Origin of the sequence: Psychrobacter sp. P11F6, assembly GCF_001435295.1 — a bacterium.
Taxonomy (GTDB): domain Bacteria; phylum Pseudomonadota; class Gammaproteobacteria; order Pseudomonadales; family Moraxellaceae; genus Psychrobacter.
The window spans coordinates 1,121,554-1,138,681 of sequence record NZ_CM003594.1; the positions used below are offsets into that span (position 1 = coordinate 1,121,554).

General features: G+C 42.8%; 19 protein-coding genes, 1 other RNA gene and 1 pseudogene. 17 read left to right on the forward strand and 4 right to left on the reverse strand.

What is annotated here, in order from left to right; genetic code table 11:
* The first annotated feature begins 139 nt into the window (after positions 1–139).
* Positions 140–352 (forward strand): hypothetical protein, encoded by a 213-nt coding sequence (locus AK822_RS04655; protein WP_045445100.1) that lies wholly within the window; start codon positions 140–142, stop codon positions 350–352.
* 116 nt (positions 353–468) lie between these two features.
* On the opposite strand, the gene AK822_RS04660 is transcribed toward AK822_RS04655, so the two are convergent.
* Positions 469–1,908: a L,D-transpeptidase family protein gene (locus AK822_RS04660; RefSeq protein ID WP_060490730.1), complete on the reverse strand. Its 1,440-nt coding sequence runs from the start codon at positions 1,906–1,908 to the stop codon at positions 469–471.
* Positions 1,909–2,198: 290 nt separating this feature from the next.
* Between AK822_RS04660 and prmB the strand changes: the two genes are divergently transcribed.
* Together prmB and aroC are read left to right on the forward strand one after the other, a co-directional pair.
* Positions 2,199–3,365 carry a 50S ribosomal protein L3 N(5)-glutamine methyltransferase gene (gene prmB / locus AK822_RS04665; protein ID WP_060490731.1) on the forward strand — a complete coding sequence of 389 codons (1,167 nt, stop codon included), beginning with the start codon at positions 2,199–2,201 and terminating at the stop codon, positions 3,363–3,365.
* Between the two features lie 88 nt (positions 3,366–3,453).
* Positions 3,454–4,557, forward strand: a complete 1,104-nt coding sequence (aroC, locus tag AK822_RS04670) for a chorismate synthase (RefSeq protein ID WP_060490732.1) — start codon at positions 3,454–3,456, stop codon at positions 4,555–4,557.
* Between the two features lie 152 nt (positions 4,558–4,709).
* On the opposite strand, the gene AK822_RS04675 is transcribed toward aroC, so the two are convergent.
* The 3 genes from AK822_RS04675 to AK822_RS04685 all read right to left on the reverse strand — a co-directional run bounded on the left by AK822_RS04675 (position 4,710) and on the right by AK822_RS04685 (position 7,681).
* Positions 4,710–4,910 (reverse strand): hypothetical protein, encoded by a 201-nt coding sequence (locus AK822_RS04675; RefSeq protein ID WP_055124390.1) that lies wholly within the window; start codon positions 4,908–4,910, stop codon positions 4,710–4,712.
* Between the two features lie 116 nt (positions 4,911–5,026).
* Positions 5,027–6,844, reverse strand: a complete 1,818-nt coding sequence (gene creC, locus AK822_RS04680) for a two-component system sensor histidine kinase CreC (protein ID WP_060490733.1) — start codon at positions 6,842–6,844, stop codon at positions 5,027–5,029.
* 42 nt (positions 6,845–6,886) lie between these two features.
* Complete coding sequence (locus AK822_RS04685; RefSeq protein ID WP_060490734.1) at positions 6,887–7,681, reverse strand: response regulator; 795 nt, start codon at positions 7,679–7,681, stop codon at positions 6,887–6,889.
* A 363-nt stretch (positions 7,682–8,044) separates the two neighbouring features.
* On the opposite strand from AK822_RS04685, the gene AK822_RS04690 reads away from it, so the two are divergent.
* From AK822_RS04690 to AK822_RS04750, 14 genes and pseudogenes are all read left to right on the forward strand, one after another.
* A complete protein-coding gene (locus AK822_RS04690; RefSeq protein WP_060490735.1) occupies positions 8,045–8,716 on the forward strand; it encodes an alpha/beta hydrolase in 672 nt (223 codons plus the stop codon).
* An 85-nt stretch (positions 8,717–8,801) separates the two neighbouring features.
* Positions 8,802–9,160: a transfer-messenger RNA gene (gene ssrA, locus AK822_RS04695) on the forward strand.
* 163 nt (positions 9,161–9,323) lie between these two features.
* Entirely contained in the window at positions 9,324–10,565 is a 1,242-nt protein-coding gene (locus tag AK822_RS04700; protein WP_060490736.1) for a tyrosine-type recombinase/integrase, read from the forward strand.
* A gap of 114 nt (positions 10,566–10,679) precedes the next feature.
* Positions 10,680–12,092 (forward strand): coiled-coil domain-containing protein, encoded by a 1,413-nt coding sequence (locus AK822_RS04705; protein WP_060490737.1) that lies wholly within the window; start codon positions 10,680–10,682, stop codon positions 12,090–12,092.
* A 148-nt stretch (positions 12,093–12,240) separates the two neighbouring features.
* Entirely contained in the window at positions 12,241–12,948 is a 708-nt protein-coding gene (locus AK822_RS04710) for a hypothetical protein (RefSeq protein ID WP_060490738.1), read from the forward strand.
* A 67-nt stretch (positions 12,949–13,015) separates the two neighbouring features.
* Positions 13,016–13,594 carry a tape measure protein gene (locus AK822_RS04715; RefSeq protein ID WP_060490739.1) on the forward strand — a complete coding sequence of 193 codons (579 nt, stop codon included), beginning with the start codon at positions 13,016–13,018 and terminating at the stop codon, positions 13,592–13,594.
* Entirely contained in the window at positions 13,579–13,899 is a 321-nt protein-coding gene (locus AK822_RS04720; RefSeq protein ID WP_060490740.1) for a hypothetical protein, read from the forward strand. The genes AK822_RS04715 and AK822_RS04720 overlap by 16 nt, the downstream gene beginning before the upstream one ends.
* A gap of 29 nt (positions 13,900–13,928) precedes the next feature.
* Complete coding sequence (locus tag AK822_RS04725) at positions 13,929–14,330, forward strand: hypothetical protein (RefSeq protein WP_060490741.1); 402 nt, start codon at positions 13,929–13,931, stop codon at positions 14,328–14,330.
* 209 nt (positions 14,331–14,539) lie between these two features.
* On the forward strand, positions 14,540–14,770 hold the full coding sequence (locus AK822_RS15245) for a helix-turn-helix transcriptional regulator (protein WP_060490742.1): 231 nt from the start codon (positions 14,540–14,542) through the stop codon (positions 14,768–14,770).
* Positions 14,771–14,772: 2 nt separating this feature from the next.
* Positions 14,773–15,057 (forward strand): helix-turn-helix transcriptional regulator, encoded by a 285-nt coding sequence (locus tag AK822_RS04735; RefSeq protein WP_228139063.1) that lies wholly within the window; start codon positions 14,773–14,775, stop codon positions 15,055–15,057.
* Positions 15,058–15,059: 2 nt separating this feature from the next.
* Positions 15,060–15,221, forward strand: a pseudogene (locus AK822_RS15250) (helix-turn-helix domain-containing protein); the annotation flags it as partial.
* A gap of 12 nt (positions 15,222–15,233) precedes the next feature.
* A complete protein-coding gene (locus tag AK822_RS04740; protein ID WP_416202331.1) occupies positions 15,234–15,851 on the forward strand; it encodes a hypothetical protein in 618 nt (205 codons plus the stop codon).
* The gene (locus tag AK822_RS04745) at positions 15,844–16,503 is read left to right on the forward strand and encodes a hypothetical protein (protein WP_060490744.1); all 660 of its coding nucleotides are present in this window, start codon (positions 15,844–15,846) and stop codon (positions 16,501–16,503) included. The genes AK822_RS04740 and AK822_RS04745 overlap by 8 nt, the downstream gene beginning before the upstream one ends.
* On the forward strand, positions 16,496–17,107 hold the full coding sequence (locus AK822_RS04750) for a hypothetical protein (protein WP_060490745.1): 612 nt from the start codon (positions 16,496–16,498) through the stop codon (positions 17,105–17,107). The genes AK822_RS04745 and AK822_RS04750 overlap by 8 nt, the downstream gene beginning before the upstream one ends.
* Positions 17,108–17,128: the final 21 nt, after the last annotated feature.

The window sequence follows — 17,128 nt, forward strand, 5'->3', positions numbered from 1 at the left end:
TAAAAACCTTAACTCTAACAGGGTTTTTATGCTTAGTCACCTACTATAGCTGGCTTGCAGGTTTATAGGAAATACTTACTTTCTTTGTGGGTTTAGTGTATAAAGGTACTATATCCACAATAAAAATGAGGAATAAGTTATGAACTGGCCATTATTCTCTGTTATCTATTCAATCGCAGCAACCGTTACCATTGGCGTTTTTATGATTGGCGCTTTAGTCACAGGTTTTAATGAAATACCTCATATCCAAATAGCAGTAGCATTAGGCATTTTGGTGTCTATCCCTGCAGGCATGTTTTTTACCAAAAAAGTTGGTAGCATTACTGGTAATGAAGAAGGCTATAAAGCATAAAAGTGAATAATATGGTCAATTTAAATGAATAAGTCCGATTATCAGCCATAAAAAAAGACCTTGATAGTAAGGTCTTTTTTTTATTCATCGTTTATGACTTATTAGTTAAGCCAAATTTACTTAAGTTCAACGGTCGCGCCATTTTCGATATTGGCATAAACCTCTAACACATCCCAGTTGGTCAAACGCACACAACCTGCAGAGGCTTGGCGACTGATGCCTTCAGGCTTTGGTGAACCATGAATACCATATGAAGGTTTAGACAAGCCCATCCATACGACGCCAACAGGGCTATTTGGTCCTGGTGGTAGCATATGTATTTGTTTGTCTGCGCCTTTACCAACGGTTGCTTTGTACCAAGGCATTTTCACCTTGTTAATAATTTTAAATGAACCTTGTGGCGATGGTGTGGCATCGCTACCGATTGTCGTTGGGTAAGTAGCCACCAGCTTATCGCCGTTATAAGCATATAATGTCTTATCGGCTTTATTGGCAACCACACGGTTAATGCGCTGCTTAAGTGGTGCACGGGTATTTAAAACAGTGATGGTTTCGCCCGCTTTATACTGCTTATTTTTATTCAGCTTATCTAAATAACGCACATCCATATGGAAGCGCTCACCAAACATCTCTTTAATGTCTTGATAGTATAAGCCTTTCATTTTTGACTTGGCTTCTGAACCTGCAGGTGTGCTGGCAAAGTTGGTCTTAATATCATCTTCAGTGATGGTGTAGGTCACGAGCACAGGTTTGTTGGCAGGGATATTTTTATTTAACGCATCCCACGTTTTTTGATCCATTTTACCTGTGGCTGGTAGACCTTTCATGGTTTGGAAGTTGATGAGGGCTTTTTTACTGTTCATGCCCCAGCCGCCATCGATGGCGCCAGGAGAAGCATGGTTCCAATCAAGCAGTGCCTGCATTTTGATCGTCATTGCCGAGTTAACTTTCATATTCGGTGTCCATGTGGCACCGTTTACCTGTTTGGCGTAATTCGACAAATTCAGCGTAGTATGTTTTTTACCATTAACATCTTCGATGCTTTTGATAGAAGTATCTGCTGGGCTAGCATCAGATATGGCTGCGGTAGGGGCCGCGACGGCTTGACCTTCACTAATATCGTCAGTGCTATCAGACTGCACATCTTTACGAGCCAGCTCTTCTACCGTCATATTATCAGCACTGACTGCTTGTTGCGCTGTCTCTACATCGACTTCCTGCTTTTCGTCAATCAGCTGAGTCATACGGTCAGGCGTATTAGGCTTTAAAGCAGGCGTGGCCACGACAGGAGCACGACCATCGATTGAGCTACTGCGATTCTCTTGTACATCAAGGCTAACTTTTTTGGCAATGCTAGGCATTGAGTCAGCGGTTCGTACTGGCAAGGTGCGCGTATTATCAGCAGGTGCGGCAACGGCGCTGACACTGGCAGTAACGATAGCAATTGATATAGCGGTAATAAGAGGCTTCATTTTCATCATATTGGGATACTTATGGTTATAACTAATGGGGCTATTATGCGCATAATTTGAATGCTTCGCAAACTTTTGACACATCTTTTTTCATTAAAGTCTTGCCAAACGTCAACCGTTGACGTATTCACTACAGTTGGGCAATAACTGAGCGAGGGTATGCATAAGATGATGCGCTATTCTTACTTACAATCCTCATTATTCACATTGTTTTTAGAGCCATTTTTATGAATATAAAACTGCAAAAATTGGCGCAACTTAGCGTTTATGTCTATAATGGTGAATAAATTTTTATTTAATAGATCGGCTTTTAATAAAAGGCGTTTTAACCCATCCGCATGTAGTCAGTGAACATGTAATCAGCAAGGTGCGATATGTCAGAAGACCAAACAATGAGCGCAGAAGAGTTTCAAAATCAATACTTCAATGACGATGGTCTAGAGAGTGAAATGGTGTTTGATTTAGAGAGTGGGATTCTGGGTGAAGACGATCAATTTGCCAATTTGCCTGCAGAATTAGAAGAGGCCCGCGAGCAATTGGTCAGTATTCGTGATTTTATTCGCTTTTCGGTCACCCAGCTTCGTAATTATGATGTGGTCGTTGCACAAGGCACCACCGATGAGTTTGCTGAAGCATCCGCCATTGTTTTGCATTCTCTGGCTTTAGACTGGTCAGCCAATGAGCAGATTCTTGATTGTCGCTTGACCACCTCAGAGAAGGAGTTGGTACTGAGTTTGTTAGAAGAGCGTATCGCTGAGCGTAAACCATTAAGCTATTTGATTAATTTATCATACTTCTGTGATTTGCCTTTTTATGTCGATGAGCGTGTACTAATTCCAAGATCGCCTATCGCAGAATTGATTCGTCAGCAGTTCCATCCATATTTTGATGTCAATGAGCTTGCCAAACCACTTGTTAAGAGCGTCAACGAGCAGGCTGCTGCATTTTATGATCACGGTTTAGAGGTCAAGCAGCTGTCACAGCCTGAGCGTATTTTAGACTTATGCACTGGTTCTGGTTGTATTGCTATTGCGCTTGCGACGCGTTTTGTTGATGCGCTGGTTGATGCTGTTGATATCGATAAAAGTGCGCTTGAAGTAGCCATGGTAAACGTCGATCATCATGATCTTGGGCATCAGGTTAATGTGATTGAGTCCGATTTGTTTGCTAAGATTCCTGCTGAACACCAGTATGAGCTGATCGTCACCAATCCGCCGTATGTTGATGCGGCTATTATGGCAGAGCTGCCACCTGAATTTTTATATGAGCCAGAGCATGCGCTAGCTGCGGGTCAAGATGGGCTGGATTTGGTGCATCGTATTTTGTTTGAAGCGCCAGATTATCTAAGTCCAGAAGGCTTGTTAGTTTGTGAAGTAGGTGATAGTGAGTGGGCATTAAAGCAAGCCTATCCTGAAATCCAGTTTGATTGGTTGAAATTTGCTCACGGTGGTCACGGTGTCTTTGCGATTACCTATGATGAGCTCATGGCGCATCGTGAGCTGTTTGCTGCTTATGTACAACTGTTAGATAGCATTCAATAGAGCTATCGAGTACTAGAACTGTTGAGTAATAAAACCATCGAGATTTACGCGATACTCAAAAATTGACTTCATTTATTTAAGGATAAATATGGCAGGCAATAGCATTGGACAGGTTTTTACAGTCACCACGTGCGGCGAGTCGCATGGTCCAGGTCTTATGGCAATCGTCGATGGCGTGCCACCGGGTTTAGCCTTATCCGCAGATGATTTACAAATCGATTTAGATCGCCGCAAACCGGGCACGTCTAAATACTCTACCCAGCGCCGCGAGTCCGATGAAGTTGAGATTATCTCTGGTGTGTTTGAGGGTAAGACGACTGGTACGTCTATTGGCCTGCTGATTCGTAATACCAATCAAAAATCCAAAGACTATGGCGAGATTAAAGACACGTTTCGCCCCGGTCATGCCGACTATACCTATAGCATGAAATATGGCTTTCGTGATTATCGTGGTGGTGGGCGCTCCTCAGCGCGCGAGACGGCGATGCGCGTGGCGGCAGGTGCTATCGCTAAGAAATATCTACAAGAACGCTTAGGTGTGCAAGTCCGTGGTCACGTCACCCAAATTGGTAATGAGTACAGTAATGTCCTAGACTCAAGCCAAATTAATTGGGACTTTGTGAATAGCAATCCGTTTTTTTGCGCTGATGCCGATGCTGTCAGTCGTTTTGAGACCTTGATAGACAGTTTGCGCCGTGAAGGCACTAGCTGCGGGGCACGCCTAGAGATTATCGCTAGCGGTGTGCCAGTCGGACTTGGCGAGCCAGTATTTGATCGTTTGGATGCGGATATTGCCCATGCGATGATGAGCATCAATGCTGTTAAAGGCGTTGAGGTCGGCGATGGCATGGCAGTGGCAGGACAGTTCGGTCATAGCTCTCGTGATGAGCTGACGCCAGACGGTTTCACTGCCAATCATGCTGGTGGTATTTTGGGCGGCATCTCGTCAGGGCAAGACATCCGTGTCAGTATTGCGCTTAAGCCAACCTCTAGCATTACCACGGCAGGCAAGAGTATCAATACTCAAGGCGAATCGGTTGATATGCTGACCAAAGGTCGTCATGACCCTTGCGTTGGCGTACGTGCCACACCTATCGCAGAAGCCATGCTGGCTATCGTTTTGCTCGATCACTATTTGCGCCATCGCGGTCAAAATGCGGATATGAAGCCGCCAGTAGCATCTATTACTTAGATTGTTTACCGTAAAATTATAAACCCTCTATCATTTCTAACTAGCGTTTCTAACTAGACATGATAGAGGGTTTTTTTTGACTGATTTTTTATAAATAATTAACAAGCCAGCAATTCAGTTAATAAGATTTAATCATTAAATTGAATGAATTTTTAAGCCGCTACTTGATAGTGGTCAATAGCCACACATTGCTGGTGGCGAAATACCAATAGCAGTTGTTGACTGGGAATGGCTAACCAATGCCCAAAAGCGATACTATCAATCCCTTCACCTGACAGCGCTTGTAGGCAAAAATGGCGACTACCGCCTAAACAGTTTTTTATAATTTGGTTTTGTTCAATAGCGTCTTTCATGGCCTGTCTATCCTTAATAGGGGTTACGAATTTGAATAACGCTATCGTAAAATAAGCAGATAGAAAACCTGTGTAGGAATGATGGAAAATTCATGAACTGGCATAGATGTTTATTTTTAAGCCAATGGTAGGGTTAAGCTAACCATGACACCAGAACGCTGATTCTTATCAGTACCAATTTTATCGTTATCATCATGGACGTTATTAATAGTTACCTGACCGCCATGATGCTCAATAACTTGCTTCACAAGAGTTAAACCAAGGCCAGTGCCTTTTTTTAAGGTATTACTTGTGACATTGGGCTGCTGTGCTTGTTTGATTTCTAACTTGGAAGATTTATCTGGTGCATGCTCTGAGGTTTTTTCAGCCGCTTGGCTCTGATGCGATAAGCTAAAATAACGGTCAAACGCTTTATCAACGGCATACTCAGGGAGCAATTTACCATTATTAAAGATATCAATAGTCACAGTTTGCGCTGAACCATGTTGCGCGATGTTGTGCAGATAAATAACGACTGTGCTATCGGCAAAATGAATGGCATTGTCCAATACATTTTGCAGCACTTGTACCAACCAAAACTGATCAGCGAAAACGCTAGTATTTGCCAAGGCATCTGGCGATAAAGTCGCTGTTTCAGTCACCCGTTTATTATTAAGATAGATGTCGATAGGCGCTAGGTGCTGCTGTTGCAATTTAGCGCTATTGTCTTTTGCAAGGGTTTGCAACAACGGTAGTAGAGGGGTCAGCTGGCGATTCAGCTTAAAGCTCGGTTGCTCAACCTTAGCAAGTAATAGCAGCCGATCAATCAATTGTTGCATTTTGATGCTTTGTTCACCAATGGACTGGATGAGCATCTGTTGATCTTCTTTATCGAGCCCGTCGTCTTCTAGCAACTCACTACTGGCACGAATGGCGGTTAACGGACTTTTGAGCTCATGGGTCAGGGTATGAACATAGTCGGTGACATAGGCGCGATTTTCCAATCGATGTTTCATAGACTCAATGGTATCTGTTAGGCTATTAAGTTCATGACCTAAGTAAAAATAGGGTTTTTTGGTGTCTTCTGCCAGTGCACTGGTATATTGGGTCACAAGGCTGATACTTTGCTTGAGCCACCATGCGACCAGTCCTGCTAATATAAGGGCAGCAATACTCATGAGCAGTGCTGTGATAAGCATGCGATTGCGCGTATCGTCCAAATAAGGCAACACGCTAGCGACAGGTTTGCCAACGCTGATGATACCAATCAAGTTGCCAGTTTCATCCTTTATCGGCTGTGCCACATACATCACCGTACCATCTCGCTGATTATGATCTAGCGTTGTACTTCTCGCGCCATACTGACCATTTAACGTTAGATAGACATCATTCCAGCGGCTGTAATCTTGTCCTTCATCATTGTCAGGTTCGGGTAGTGAGTCGTATATGACAACGCCTTTATCATCGGTGACATATATCCGAAAGCTGCTAGGGCTTTTATTTTTATATTCTGGATCTGTTGTTTTACTTATCGTGGGCGCACTGATAAATGCCGCATCGAGTTTAGTTTGGTACTCTTCATCGTATAATTGTCCTGAAGATAACGGCATCTGCAAACTTGCTGCCAGCAATTTGCTGGTATCTAACAACGTATCTTCGATGACTTGCTGCGCCGTCGGTTTGACATAACCAAACAGCTGAGTAAATGCGACCACACCGCAGATAATCAGCACTAACGCCAACGCGAGCCAAATCCTAAAAAATATACTTAAATTCAGCAGTCGTTTTGGTTTAGTCGTTTGCTGCGCGGTGCCGATAGGATGAAGTTTTGCATACCAATTGCTTTGGCTGGCATGCGCGCTGTTATCAGCCTTATTAATATGAGTATTAGGATGGCTGTTAGCACTATCGTTGGTTTTATGATTCATATTTTTAGGTGTATTATTTGACGTCATAGAATATCGGTTTTAATCAAAATATGGCTATAGGCAGTGCAGCTATGCTGGACACAAGGCGTAGCCCAAGCCGCGATGCGTATGGATAACATAGATGCTGGCATCGACAGTCGCCAGCTGCTTACGAATGGACTTGATATGACTGTCTATGGTTCTCGCTAAGCGATGATCGGGATAGTCGCTCACAGCGCCGAGCAGTTGCTCACGACTAAAGACTTGATTGGGCGCTTTTAACAAGGTCAATAAGATTTTGCGTTCGGTGTTACTTAGCTCAAGCTTCTGCTCTTGCCACATTAACGAATAATTAAGCGGTTGGTAGTGCCAGATGCCAGACTGACATTCAAAGATTAACGCCTGCCCCGACATAGTATTCAAAGAGGCAGGGTTGACTGTATCGCTGGCTTCTGTTGTATGGGAGGTGGAGGACTGAGACAATAATTGCTCACGTCGCCAAATGGCTTTTAGACGGGCAACCAACTCGCGCGGGCTAAAGGGCTTGGCACAATAGTCATCGCCGCCCATTTCTAAACCCAAAATACGATCGACCTCATCGCTACGCGCCGTCAAGAAGATGATAGGAGTGTCTTTTAAGCCGTTAATATCAGGGGTGTGGCGTATCTGTTGACAGAGACTGAGACCATCGCCATCTGGCAACCCAACATCTAAAATAATCGCCGATAGATTTTGCGCTTCAGCGCTTTTATGTAAATTGCGCAGAAAAGGCAACACGTTACTGGCGTTATCAAGCCAAGTGATTTGCCAGCCTTCACGCTTGCAAGTGACTTTCAGTGACATCGCGATAGCAGGATCGTCTTCTACCAGTAAAATATGGGTCATAAGCTCTATATCGCTATATAAAGAAAAACTATTTAAGATGAAGGGGTTATTAATATCTAATGAGATACGAACATTGAAAAATGAGTGTAGGGCATCATACAGTAGTAGCTAGAGTGTTATCTAGGTTGATAAATTTATCGTAGCACAAAAGTCGCACTCGCTTTTGCTATCAGGCCTTAAAAGATGTGAAAAGTTGATGGAAATTAGCATTATTAGCGAAGACTTTTTTGACTAGCGGTTTTGATGAAAGGCTGTAAAATAATCAGTATTATTATAAAAAATATTGAAATATAGTGCGAATATCAGTTTTACTAAAAATAAGTTTGATGTACCTACCATTTTTATTTAAAGGAATTTAAAAATATGAGTGACTATTTAGATGCGGTCATCGTTGAGCATAATCCCACGCAAAAAAAGATAGATAGAGCTGTTATTTGGCTGCATGGTTTGGGCGCGAGTGGTCATGATTTTGAGCCAGTGGTACCACAGCTCGGTTTAGCGGATGATATGGCAGTGCGTTTTGTTTTCCCTCATGCACCAAAGCGCCCAGTGACGGTGAATGGTGGTATGGTAATGCCAGCATGGTACGACATCTTAGAGATGAGCCTAGAGCGTAAAGTCGATGTCTCTCAGATTGAAGAGTCTGCGCAGCAAATCCGTGATTTGATCAGCCGTGAGATAGAGCGTGGTGTTAAGCCTGAACACATTGTAATCGCAGGATTTTCGCAAGGTGGGGCAGTGGCATATCATGTGGCACTTGGCTACCCGCAGCGTTTAGCTGGCTTGATGACACTCTCTACTTATCTAGCGACTAATGATAATATTAGCTATAGCGCTGCTAATAAAGATATGCCAATATTGATTGAGCATGGTACGCATGATCCAGTTGTTCCTGTAATTTTGGGCGAGCAGGCGCAGCAGTTATTATCTGCTAAAGGCTATAATGTTGCTTATCATACTTATCCGATGGCACATCAAGTTTGCATGCCGCAGATTCAAAATATCGGTAAATGGCTCAATAAAGTCCTGGCTTAGAGAGTTCAGCTGTAACGTAATGTAATATAGATATTATATAGGTTGAAAGTCGACGTATAAATCCTATATAATATATGACCTTATTGGGGATGTTCTGGCTTCGACGCTGGTAATGAAACTCAATGATGCATGTCGAGAGTATATGTCCTCTCGTTAATCAAACATATATTGTTATAGTCGCAAACGACGAAAATTACGCTCTAGCAGCTTAAACCCTGTTTACTTAGTTGCTGATCACCTACAGTTGGTCAACTAAGTTGAAGCGTCCGCATGTAGGCTCGCCACAAGTGATTGTCTCAATTGCTTGGGTTCAAAAGTAGAGAATCGTCCAATCCATCCTGACTGTCGGATCGGTGCGGATTAAAACTAAAGACAGAAACTAAACATGTAGATTCATGAGCGTAATGCTGGCGGACGCGGGTTCAACTCCCGCCATCTCCACCAAACAACGATAAAGGGCTGACCGTCATAGACTGTCAGCCCTTTATTTTGGGTGTTTTTCAGGTATTAAGTTCTATCCTGTCCTATGGTGTTCCATATAGAATGTTGGTATTATTGTTGGTATTGAGCAGTACTAACATGGATAATACCAACAAAGGATAGACCCGTGCCCCTAACCCATACCGCTATCAATAAGCTACAGCCCAGTAGTATTTCCATTGATACTAAGCGACCTGACAAACACAGTGATGGTAACGGGCTGCAATTATGGGTTCGTTATACAGGTGTTAAGTCATGGATCAGTGCTTACCGCTGGCAAGGTAAACAGCAAACTCTCACTATTGGTACCTATCCAGTAATGAGCCTTCAAAATTCACGCCAGCGCAATATTGAGATTAAACGTTTAATAGCTGATGGTGTGAATCCGAAAGACCACAAAAAAGATCAGCGAGCCAGCCAAGACGGTAAAAAGATATTTGATACAGTCGCACAAGATTGGTATGCCGAACGTAAAACCTACCTAGCAGAAAGTACCTTCTCCCGTAATTACTCCGCATACATGCGTGACATTAAGCCTTCTATCGGCCAAAAGAATATAGATGACATAACCGCACCTGATGTCTTAGCTATTGGTAAGGCAGTAGAGGCACGTGGCGCTGGCGAAATGGCGAAGCGTACTATTAGGGAGGTGGGTCAAATATTCAAACACGCTATACGTAACGGACTTGCAATTCATAATCCCGCTACCGACCTTGCAGAAGCTATCAAACCTCGTAAAACTGTGCACCACAGCCGTGTAACCTCTCAACAGCTACCTAAGCTACTTCAGGACATTAACGCCTATGAGGGTGATTTACTGGTCAAGTTGGGCTTATGGTTTATGTGCTATACGTTTGTACGTACCAGTGAGCTCCGCTTTATGGAGTGGTCAGAGATTGACTATAAACACGGTCTATGGCGAATAGCTGCTGAGAAGATGAAAGCTAATCGTTTGCATATTGTGCCATTGGCGCCACAAGCAATGGTTATATTGGAACAGATCAAAGAGTTAGGATTTTCGAATCAATACGTTTTCTTTAATACCTCAACACGTAAGCCTTACAGTCAAAATGCGTTCATTACTGCCTTATGGAGAATGGGCTATAAAGGCCGCATGACTGGCCATGGCTTCCGTGGTCTTGCTAGCACTACATTGCATGAAAAAGAATTTATGCACGAAGCGATAGAGCTGCAACTGGCACACGATAGAGAAAACAAAATCAGTGCAGCCTATAACGGAGCGCAACACCTACCATACAGAATTGACATGATGCACCAATGGGCAAACTTCATTGATGATGCTTATGCTGGCAAGTTAGATAACGTCATTCATGCCAGCTTCAAACAACAAACACAAAAGCATGGTTAACATCATGCTTTAACCGCTTTGCAAGGCTAGGGGTTGCTCCCGAAAGACAGATATTCACACCCTTAAACTGTCACTGCCTTGCTCCTATTTAGATTGAGGGTGTAAGGGTGTGAAATGAGTATTTTAGCTAAAAAGCTTGAAGAGGAAATCAAGCAAAAAAAGGCGGGGTTCTTATTAGTTTCGGAAACGTTAGAGCTTATATCAAAGGCGACTGATAGCCCGATAGATGATGTTAAGAAATATTTATTATCCAATAATATAGATATAGAAACTCCAGTGTATCACTACCAAGGTGGTAGAAGTTTTGAAGTATTAGAGACTAGTCGTCCTGATGGCTATTTTACTGGCACACGTAAAGCACTGAAAGAGCCGCTTGAAGGCAATGAGTATTTCCTTGTTGATGACTTAAAAAAGTTTAAGCTTTTATCAGAATACGATGTTTTTGCTTATGAACGTGGATATTATTATATTGCAAAAAAATCTGTTGGCCGTTTCAAAGCTGGTGAGAAAGTCATCGGTTTAACTGAAGAACGTGCTGAATTTTTACTAAGTAAAGGCGCTATCGAAAAGCTTTACATTAAAGATATTGAGGCAAAACAGTCAAGACAAGTTCAAGAGCTAACTAAACAAGTGGATTGTCTTCAAAAGCAGCTAAAAGTCGAAAGAGAAATAAAAACTGAAAAACCATTAATAGAGTTAGGACAGTATCAAAAACTGCTAATTAAGTACCAATTATTTACAGCTCATCAAATAGCCTGTTTGCTTGCTGACTATAGTCCAGTAGGTGAAGACTATAATAATCATGATTACAAGCTTTATAAAGAAATAACAGATACTGCGATAGACGCTCGTTCGTTAACGATTTTCAATGATAAAGGTCAAATTTCATCTGAGCAGGTTAAAGTATGGCTGGCACGTCTTGATTTTATTTATGAAGGCTTTAATGATGATGTGTTTGAATGTCTTAATAACGAGGGCGACTCACTAAAAAGAAGTAGTGATGAACTCGTTCGACCTGTCGCTTTTAACTCTGATAAATGTAATAAAAAAGATGAAGAGATTAATCAGCTTGCAAAAGACTATAAAGATCTGAGATTAAAGTATGAAAAGCTTAAAGCGCAGAATGAGGAGATTGTAGCAGAATTAACGCAAGTTAAACCATTGACGCGCTCTATCAAAGTTGTTAACGATAATAACCAATTAGAAGGAAGCGTTCAAAAAAATTATCTAGTGACTATAGGTTTATTGCTTGAGTTGCTAACTACGTCAAATACAGATGACTTCAAGTATGGAGTTGGAGTGGAGCTCAAAAAATCTTTATTTTCGAGTCAGAATAAAATTATTGAGAGTATTGAGGCATACTCGATATATGGGCAAAAAAGAACAAAGCTTGCAGAACGTTTCGCAGAAGCTAATGAAGAGCTAGCAAGATGTATCAACGATTTAGATATAGAGCTGCAAAAAGAACTACAAGAATGTTTTGACTCTGCAAATGAAGCTCTATCTGAAGCGAAAAAGAAGAAATAGTCAGTCTCTAAAAAACCATACCAAACCAAAACTGGCGTACCAACTGACATGCCAATCCATGCCAGCTGGGATGCTGGCGACCATTCCAATAGCTAAGCTGATAATCCTACACACTGCCAGTTAATGGCAGATATGAGGAGCTATCAGTATGGCAGGAGATCTAGATTTTAGCGTACAGCTACGATTATTGAATGAGAATTTTAATGCAGGCGTGAACCAGGCGCGTGATCGATTTAGTCAGTTTACGCAGGCTGTAGAACGCAATTTGGCGCAACTGACAACCGACACGGACCGCGCGCAAGGTTTATTAACTGGTCTTGGCAACGTGAGTGCAGACAGACTCACAAGTGAGATAAAAACAGCGGCAGACCAATTAAGACAGATGGGTGCTGGCGCGAACCTTACCCGTGAACAAATTGATACTGCTATTCAAAGCGCAGCAAAGCATGTCGCACATCTTGAAACCAATCTACAAGAAACACGTCTTGAAGCCACACGCCTAGCTCAGACAGGCGCAAGCCTAAGAGACTTGGAAACAGCGGCACAGAGTGTTAACCGCTTAGAAGCTGAGCTTAACCAAGCGCGATCAGCTAGTACACCGCTATCCAATGAGTTAGCAGGTGCGATGAATCGTGCCAGCACCAGTGCAGATAATGCACGTAACGCGCTATATCGAATGGCAAACATCCGAGTACCTGAAACTATACATGGTGAGATTGAGCAAATCAACCGCACACTGGTCAACTTTCAGCAGAACAGCGTAAGCCAGCAGCAGAGATTGAAAGGGTTACACGAGCAGCTGAGGAGCAAATCAGACGATTTGAGCGTGAGCTCTATGGTGTTGATGACACAATAAGACGGACAGACACAAGTGCAAACAACTTTAGCAGCAACGTTGGTAAGCTTAGAGCTGCTAAGGGGGATTGGCAGGACTACCGGCTGCTGCTGGTATCGGTGCCGCTGAAATCATCGAGATGTCAGATGCTTTTGTCACATTGGAAGCAAAGGTAAAACTTGCTACAGGTGAAGGGGTTGCTTTTGTCACAGGCTTTCAAGGTGTAACTGATATTGCAAAGGAAATCTTTACTAGTATTGAAAACACAGGGGAGCTCTTTTCACGTATCACCCAAGCATCTGAGTCACTGGGCTTGGCACAAAGCGAGATACTATCGGTCACTAAGACCTTCAACGAGGCAATCAAGTTATCAGGTGGTAGTGCTGCCAGTGCTGATGCTGCAATCATTCAGCTTGTGCAGGGCTTACAATCAGGCGTAGTGCGTGGTGAAGAATTCAACTCAATCATGGAGCAAGCGCCGCGATTAGCTACAGCAATGGCTGACGGTCTAGGCGTGACCAAAGGCGAACTGCGAGCAATGGCGGCATACGTGGTTTATCAATCGCAGCTGATAGTGTTTTTGGCACAATCAGCTGCATTATTGGTAGCGTGTTGGTTGGTATCGCTAAGCTCAACGGTGAAACCTCGACAATGGGTGAAGCATTAATTACTAAGCAAGAAGAGCTGTATGCACGCTCAGAACAAAAAATGATGGAGTTTCAATTTAAATCTGGTGCTGCATGGGTTGAGATGAATAAAACAGAACAAAATAGACTTGATGAAACAGTGGTCGCGGTCGTTAAGAACTATGATGAAATGGTTGCTAAAGGTAGCTATGCCGCTGAAGTAATGGAAGAGCAATATATTAAAATGGTGACAAAACGCTTAGAAACTTGCGGATTTATGGCACTGAGGACACACCAAGTTAAGGTAACCAGTTTGGCAGTAAGACAGCCGCTGAGAACTTCCTAAAGTCAGCAGGTTCGACCGCTGAGCAAGCAATGGAAGAAGCTCGAAAGTTGTACAACAAGCAAGGCATTAGTAATGGCGCTTTGAATTTCGGTGAGCTACAAGGCTATACAGATGGACAGCCTTTAACCACTTCTGATTTATCAAACTTTAAAAGCGCATCGGTTTATATGTCAGAAATTGCCGAGAACATCCGTTACAGCCAAACTAATAGCGGTTTGAGCAAGATATCTGATAGTGCGCTGCAAGCAGTCAGCAGCTTGAATAACAAAAACTACGATACCGCCGCCAGTGTTGTACCTAAAAATAATATTGACGTTAACTTCAAGCTCGGTAGCGCGACAGCGACGATGAGTATGCAAGAGGTTCAAGAGTCGTCACTCCTGGCGCTCTTACAGCAACTACAAGAAAGCAAAGCAATCGCAGGTTACTAGCTACTCATTTGAGTGCTAGCATAAGAGATGATAGAGAGGTGAGCTTAATTGCTCACCTTTTTTATTGTCAAAAAACTATACCAAAATAAAACCAGCATCCCAACTGGTATGCGAGTTCATACCAGTTGGGATGCTGGAAAACCTTCCGGTAGCTAAGATTGATAACACTTAATAACGCCAATTAACGGCATCAAACAGGAGTTATCAAAATGCTGAATATATCGAACAATCCTCAAAACCCATTGCAATTACACCCACAAGGACAGACGCGAATTAAGACAGCGGCATCTTTAGTAGGTGTCCATCATCAGACACTCCGCCGATGGTGGAAGGCTGAAAAGTTCCCAAGACCGATTGAAATCAACGGAATTTTATTATTTAGAAATGCTGACTTATTAGCGTGGATTGAACGCCAACACTCAGCTAGCAAGGGAGTTTAGTCATGACTACTACAGACATGTTAGTTATTTCTTTTACTGCTAATAACAATGCCAGCGCAAAACTAGAGGCGCAGGAAAACCATGTTAAGCACTTACCACCACAAGGTATGAGCCGCGCAAGCCAGCTTCTACCATTTGTCCCTTTTAGTAAAACCACCTTGTTTGAATGGTCAAAAGATGGACGTTTCCCAGCATCAGTGAAGCTGTCTCCTACAATGACTGCGTGGCGTAATAGTGATGTTATCGCATGGCTTGAAGGCCAATCATCAGACGCAAAAGGGGCATAACAATGACTAATCCACGGCAAACAGTAACAGCAACACAGACAGACACGATCAGATCTCACTTAATGACTGGAGCAACCATATCAACGTGGGAGGCTTACGAGCGTTACCAAATCACATGCCTGGCCCAGCGCGTACATGAGTTAAGACGATCAGGGCTTGATATCAAAAGTAAGATTATGGTTAAGAATGGTAAGCGATTCAGCCTCTATTGGATTGAAAACAAAGAGCGTGCCAGGTACGTGAGCACTCAGGTTGATACGCCTACCAATGTTCATAGAACGGGCGACGATGTTACTCATAAAGATGATGGCATTCTTGCCAGCATAAACGAAGTGACGAAGGAGCACCGTGTCAACCACGCTGCTTTGGCTGCTGTTAATGCTGACGATGGCGTATGGTTACCACACGATTATATCGACAATCTCTTAAGAGCCCTCACCACGAATGCTAAGGCTATTAACCTATTGGCGCAGCTTGCCGACATAGAAGGTACCGCAGAAGCCGATCAGATTGACGACTATTCGATGGAAGTGTCAGATATTGCTATGAGCGTTAAGCTGGCAACCACCAATGTCAAACCACACCCCGATAGAGCGGATATTAGCGGTACATGGCTTGCTCATGACTACATTAAGCAAATAAAGCAATCTATTGATAGTAATGCTAACGGTTTGGGCACGATGGCTATATTAGCGCGTCTTACCGATGCTGGCATGAATGAGGGTGTCCGTGAAGCATCAACGCGACTGGCTGACATAAGCGCAAGTATAGGGGAGTTAATCATTAATGACTAATTACATCAAAATTGATATAAAACCTAACCACAGCTCAAATTATAGCTATAAACACTCAAATTTGAGTATTAATGGTATGAATTTGAGTTTTATGAATAGTATTTCGATCACAATTGACCGGATTATAAGTTTTGCTATGGCATGCGCAAATCCGAAGTTTTTATTTTCTGATGTAACACCGGATATTACCCGTTTTTTGACTAATTGCTCGAAAGTAATTGCACCGTTTTCGGCAATGATCGCATTTGCTTGTCATAAATTAAATACCAATGGTTTTGGTATTAACTGCCTTACAACAAATTATAAAAAGCGTTGTCATGGAGTACTCTCAAAAAACGTTAGTGGACAAGCCAGCCGTTATTTATTGGCTTTTTTTGTGCCTGATAATAGCCCAGCCTCTCAAGCTGTCACTATACGATCAAGCACCATCCTAAGAGCGCACTTAAGCGACTCAAGGGAGTACTCCCTCATATCTAAGGTGAACACTTCACCGACCGACTATGACGGGTTGACGCTGCAAAATAAAATAGTCTTCGGAAGAATATGCGGGGCGGTTTCTAACAAGACCGAGAGTAAGACCTGTCACCCTATACCTTTACTGTATAGCATGATATTAACTCAAAACTTGTTAGGAGCTATCCATCATGGGTAATTCAATTCGCACGACCTCAAATACCCAAACCACTACCAACAGCACACCAGCCACATTCAAGGCAGGTGATAGCGTTCTATGCCCGTCATTAAGCAATAGCCCTTTCTTGCTAACAAATGATCCGTATGGTAAACGTAATAAGTTGACGCTAGAATTTGAAGGTAGTTATTTCTACTATGATGGTAACGGTTACTTTGTTAGAGCCAGTGACCGCGAAACAGGCGATTTTCAGCCAAGCCTATACCACAACACACCCGCTAATCAGCAAGCAATAAACACCTTGTATGGTGGTTCTCTCAGTGCCCAAATCAAACAACGCACAGTAATAGACATAACCGAAGCAGATGATGACGAAGTTGTTGTTATGTCAGCCTTTGATTTGTCAGATATCGCTTGTGACATTGAAGGTACAGCTATTGTCATAAGTGACATTGGCAAGCTATTAGCACTCATTCACTATGAAAAAATAGAAGCTGACACCGCTATATCGATGGCACGCTTAACGCATGATGCTACTGTGACGTGGTTCGAACTATTAAACAACCAGTTAGGTTCAATCAAAGAAACCCTAGCAACGACTCGTTACGGCAAGGAGGGTAAATAATGAAAACCTACCCACCAAAGC

Coding starts and splice junctions, on each gene's coding strand:
- AK822_RS04685 (WP_060490734.1), bottom strand. CDS start 7,681: ATGACCCATATTTTACTGGTAGAAGACGATCCTGCTATCGCGATGTCA.
- creC (WP_060490733.1), bottom strand. CDS start 6,844: ATGACGTCAAATAATACACCTAAAAATATGAATCATAAAACCAACGAT.
- AK822_RS04750 (WP_060490745.1), top strand. CDS start 16,496: ATGGGTAATTCAATTCGCACGACCTCAAATACCCAAACCACTACCAAC.
- AK822_RS04705 (WP_060490737.1), top strand. CDS start 10,680: ATGAGTATTTTAGCTAAAAAGCTTGAAGAGGAAATCAAGCAAAAAAAG.
- AK822_RS04660 (WP_060490730.1), bottom strand. CDS start 1,908: ATGTGTCAAAAGTTTGCGAAGCATTCAAATTATGCGCATAATAGCCCC.
- AK822_RS04690 (WP_060490735.1), top strand. CDS start 8,045: ATGAGTGACTATTTAGATGCGGTCATCGTTGAGCATAATCCCACGCAA.
- AK822_RS04675 (WP_055124390.1), bottom strand. CDS start 4,910: ATGAAAGACGCTATTGAACAAAACCAAATTATAAAAAACTGTTTAGGC.
- AK822_RS04745 (WP_060490744.1), top strand. CDS start 15,844: ATGACTAATTACATCAAAATTGATATAAAACCTAACCACAGCTCAAAT.
- prmB (WP_060490731.1), top strand. CDS start 2,199: ATGTCAGAAGACCAAACAATGAGCGCAGAAGAGTTTCAAAATCAATAC.
- AK822_RS04655 (WP_045445100.1), top strand. CDS start 140: ATGAACTGGCCATTATTCTCTGTTATCTATTCAATCGCAGCAACCGTT.
- AK822_RS15245 (WP_060490742.1), top strand. CDS start 14,540: ATGCTGAATATATCGAACAATCCTCAAAACCCATTGCAATTACACCCA.
- AK822_RS04710 (WP_060490738.1), top strand. CDS start 12,241: ATGGCAGGAGATCTAGATTTTAGCGTACAGCTACGATTATTGAATGAG.
- AK822_RS04720 (WP_060490740.1), top strand. CDS start 13,579: ATGGGTGAAGCATTAATTACTAAGCAAGAAGAGCTGTATGCACGCTCA.
- AK822_RS04725 (WP_060490741.1), top strand. CDS start 13,929: ATGGAAGAAGCTCGAAAGTTGTACAACAAGCAAGGCATTAGTAATGGC.
- aroC (WP_060490732.1), top strand. CDS start 3,454: ATGGCAGGCAATAGCATTGGACAGGTTTTTACAGTCACCACGTGCGGC.
- AK822_RS04735 (WP_228139063.1), top strand. CDS start 14,773: ATGACTACTACAGACATGTTAGTTATTTCTTTTACTGCTAATAACAAT.
- AK822_RS04740 (WP_416202331.1), top strand. CDS start 15,234: ATGGTTAAGAATGGTAAGCGATTCAGCCTCTATTGGATTGAAAACAAA.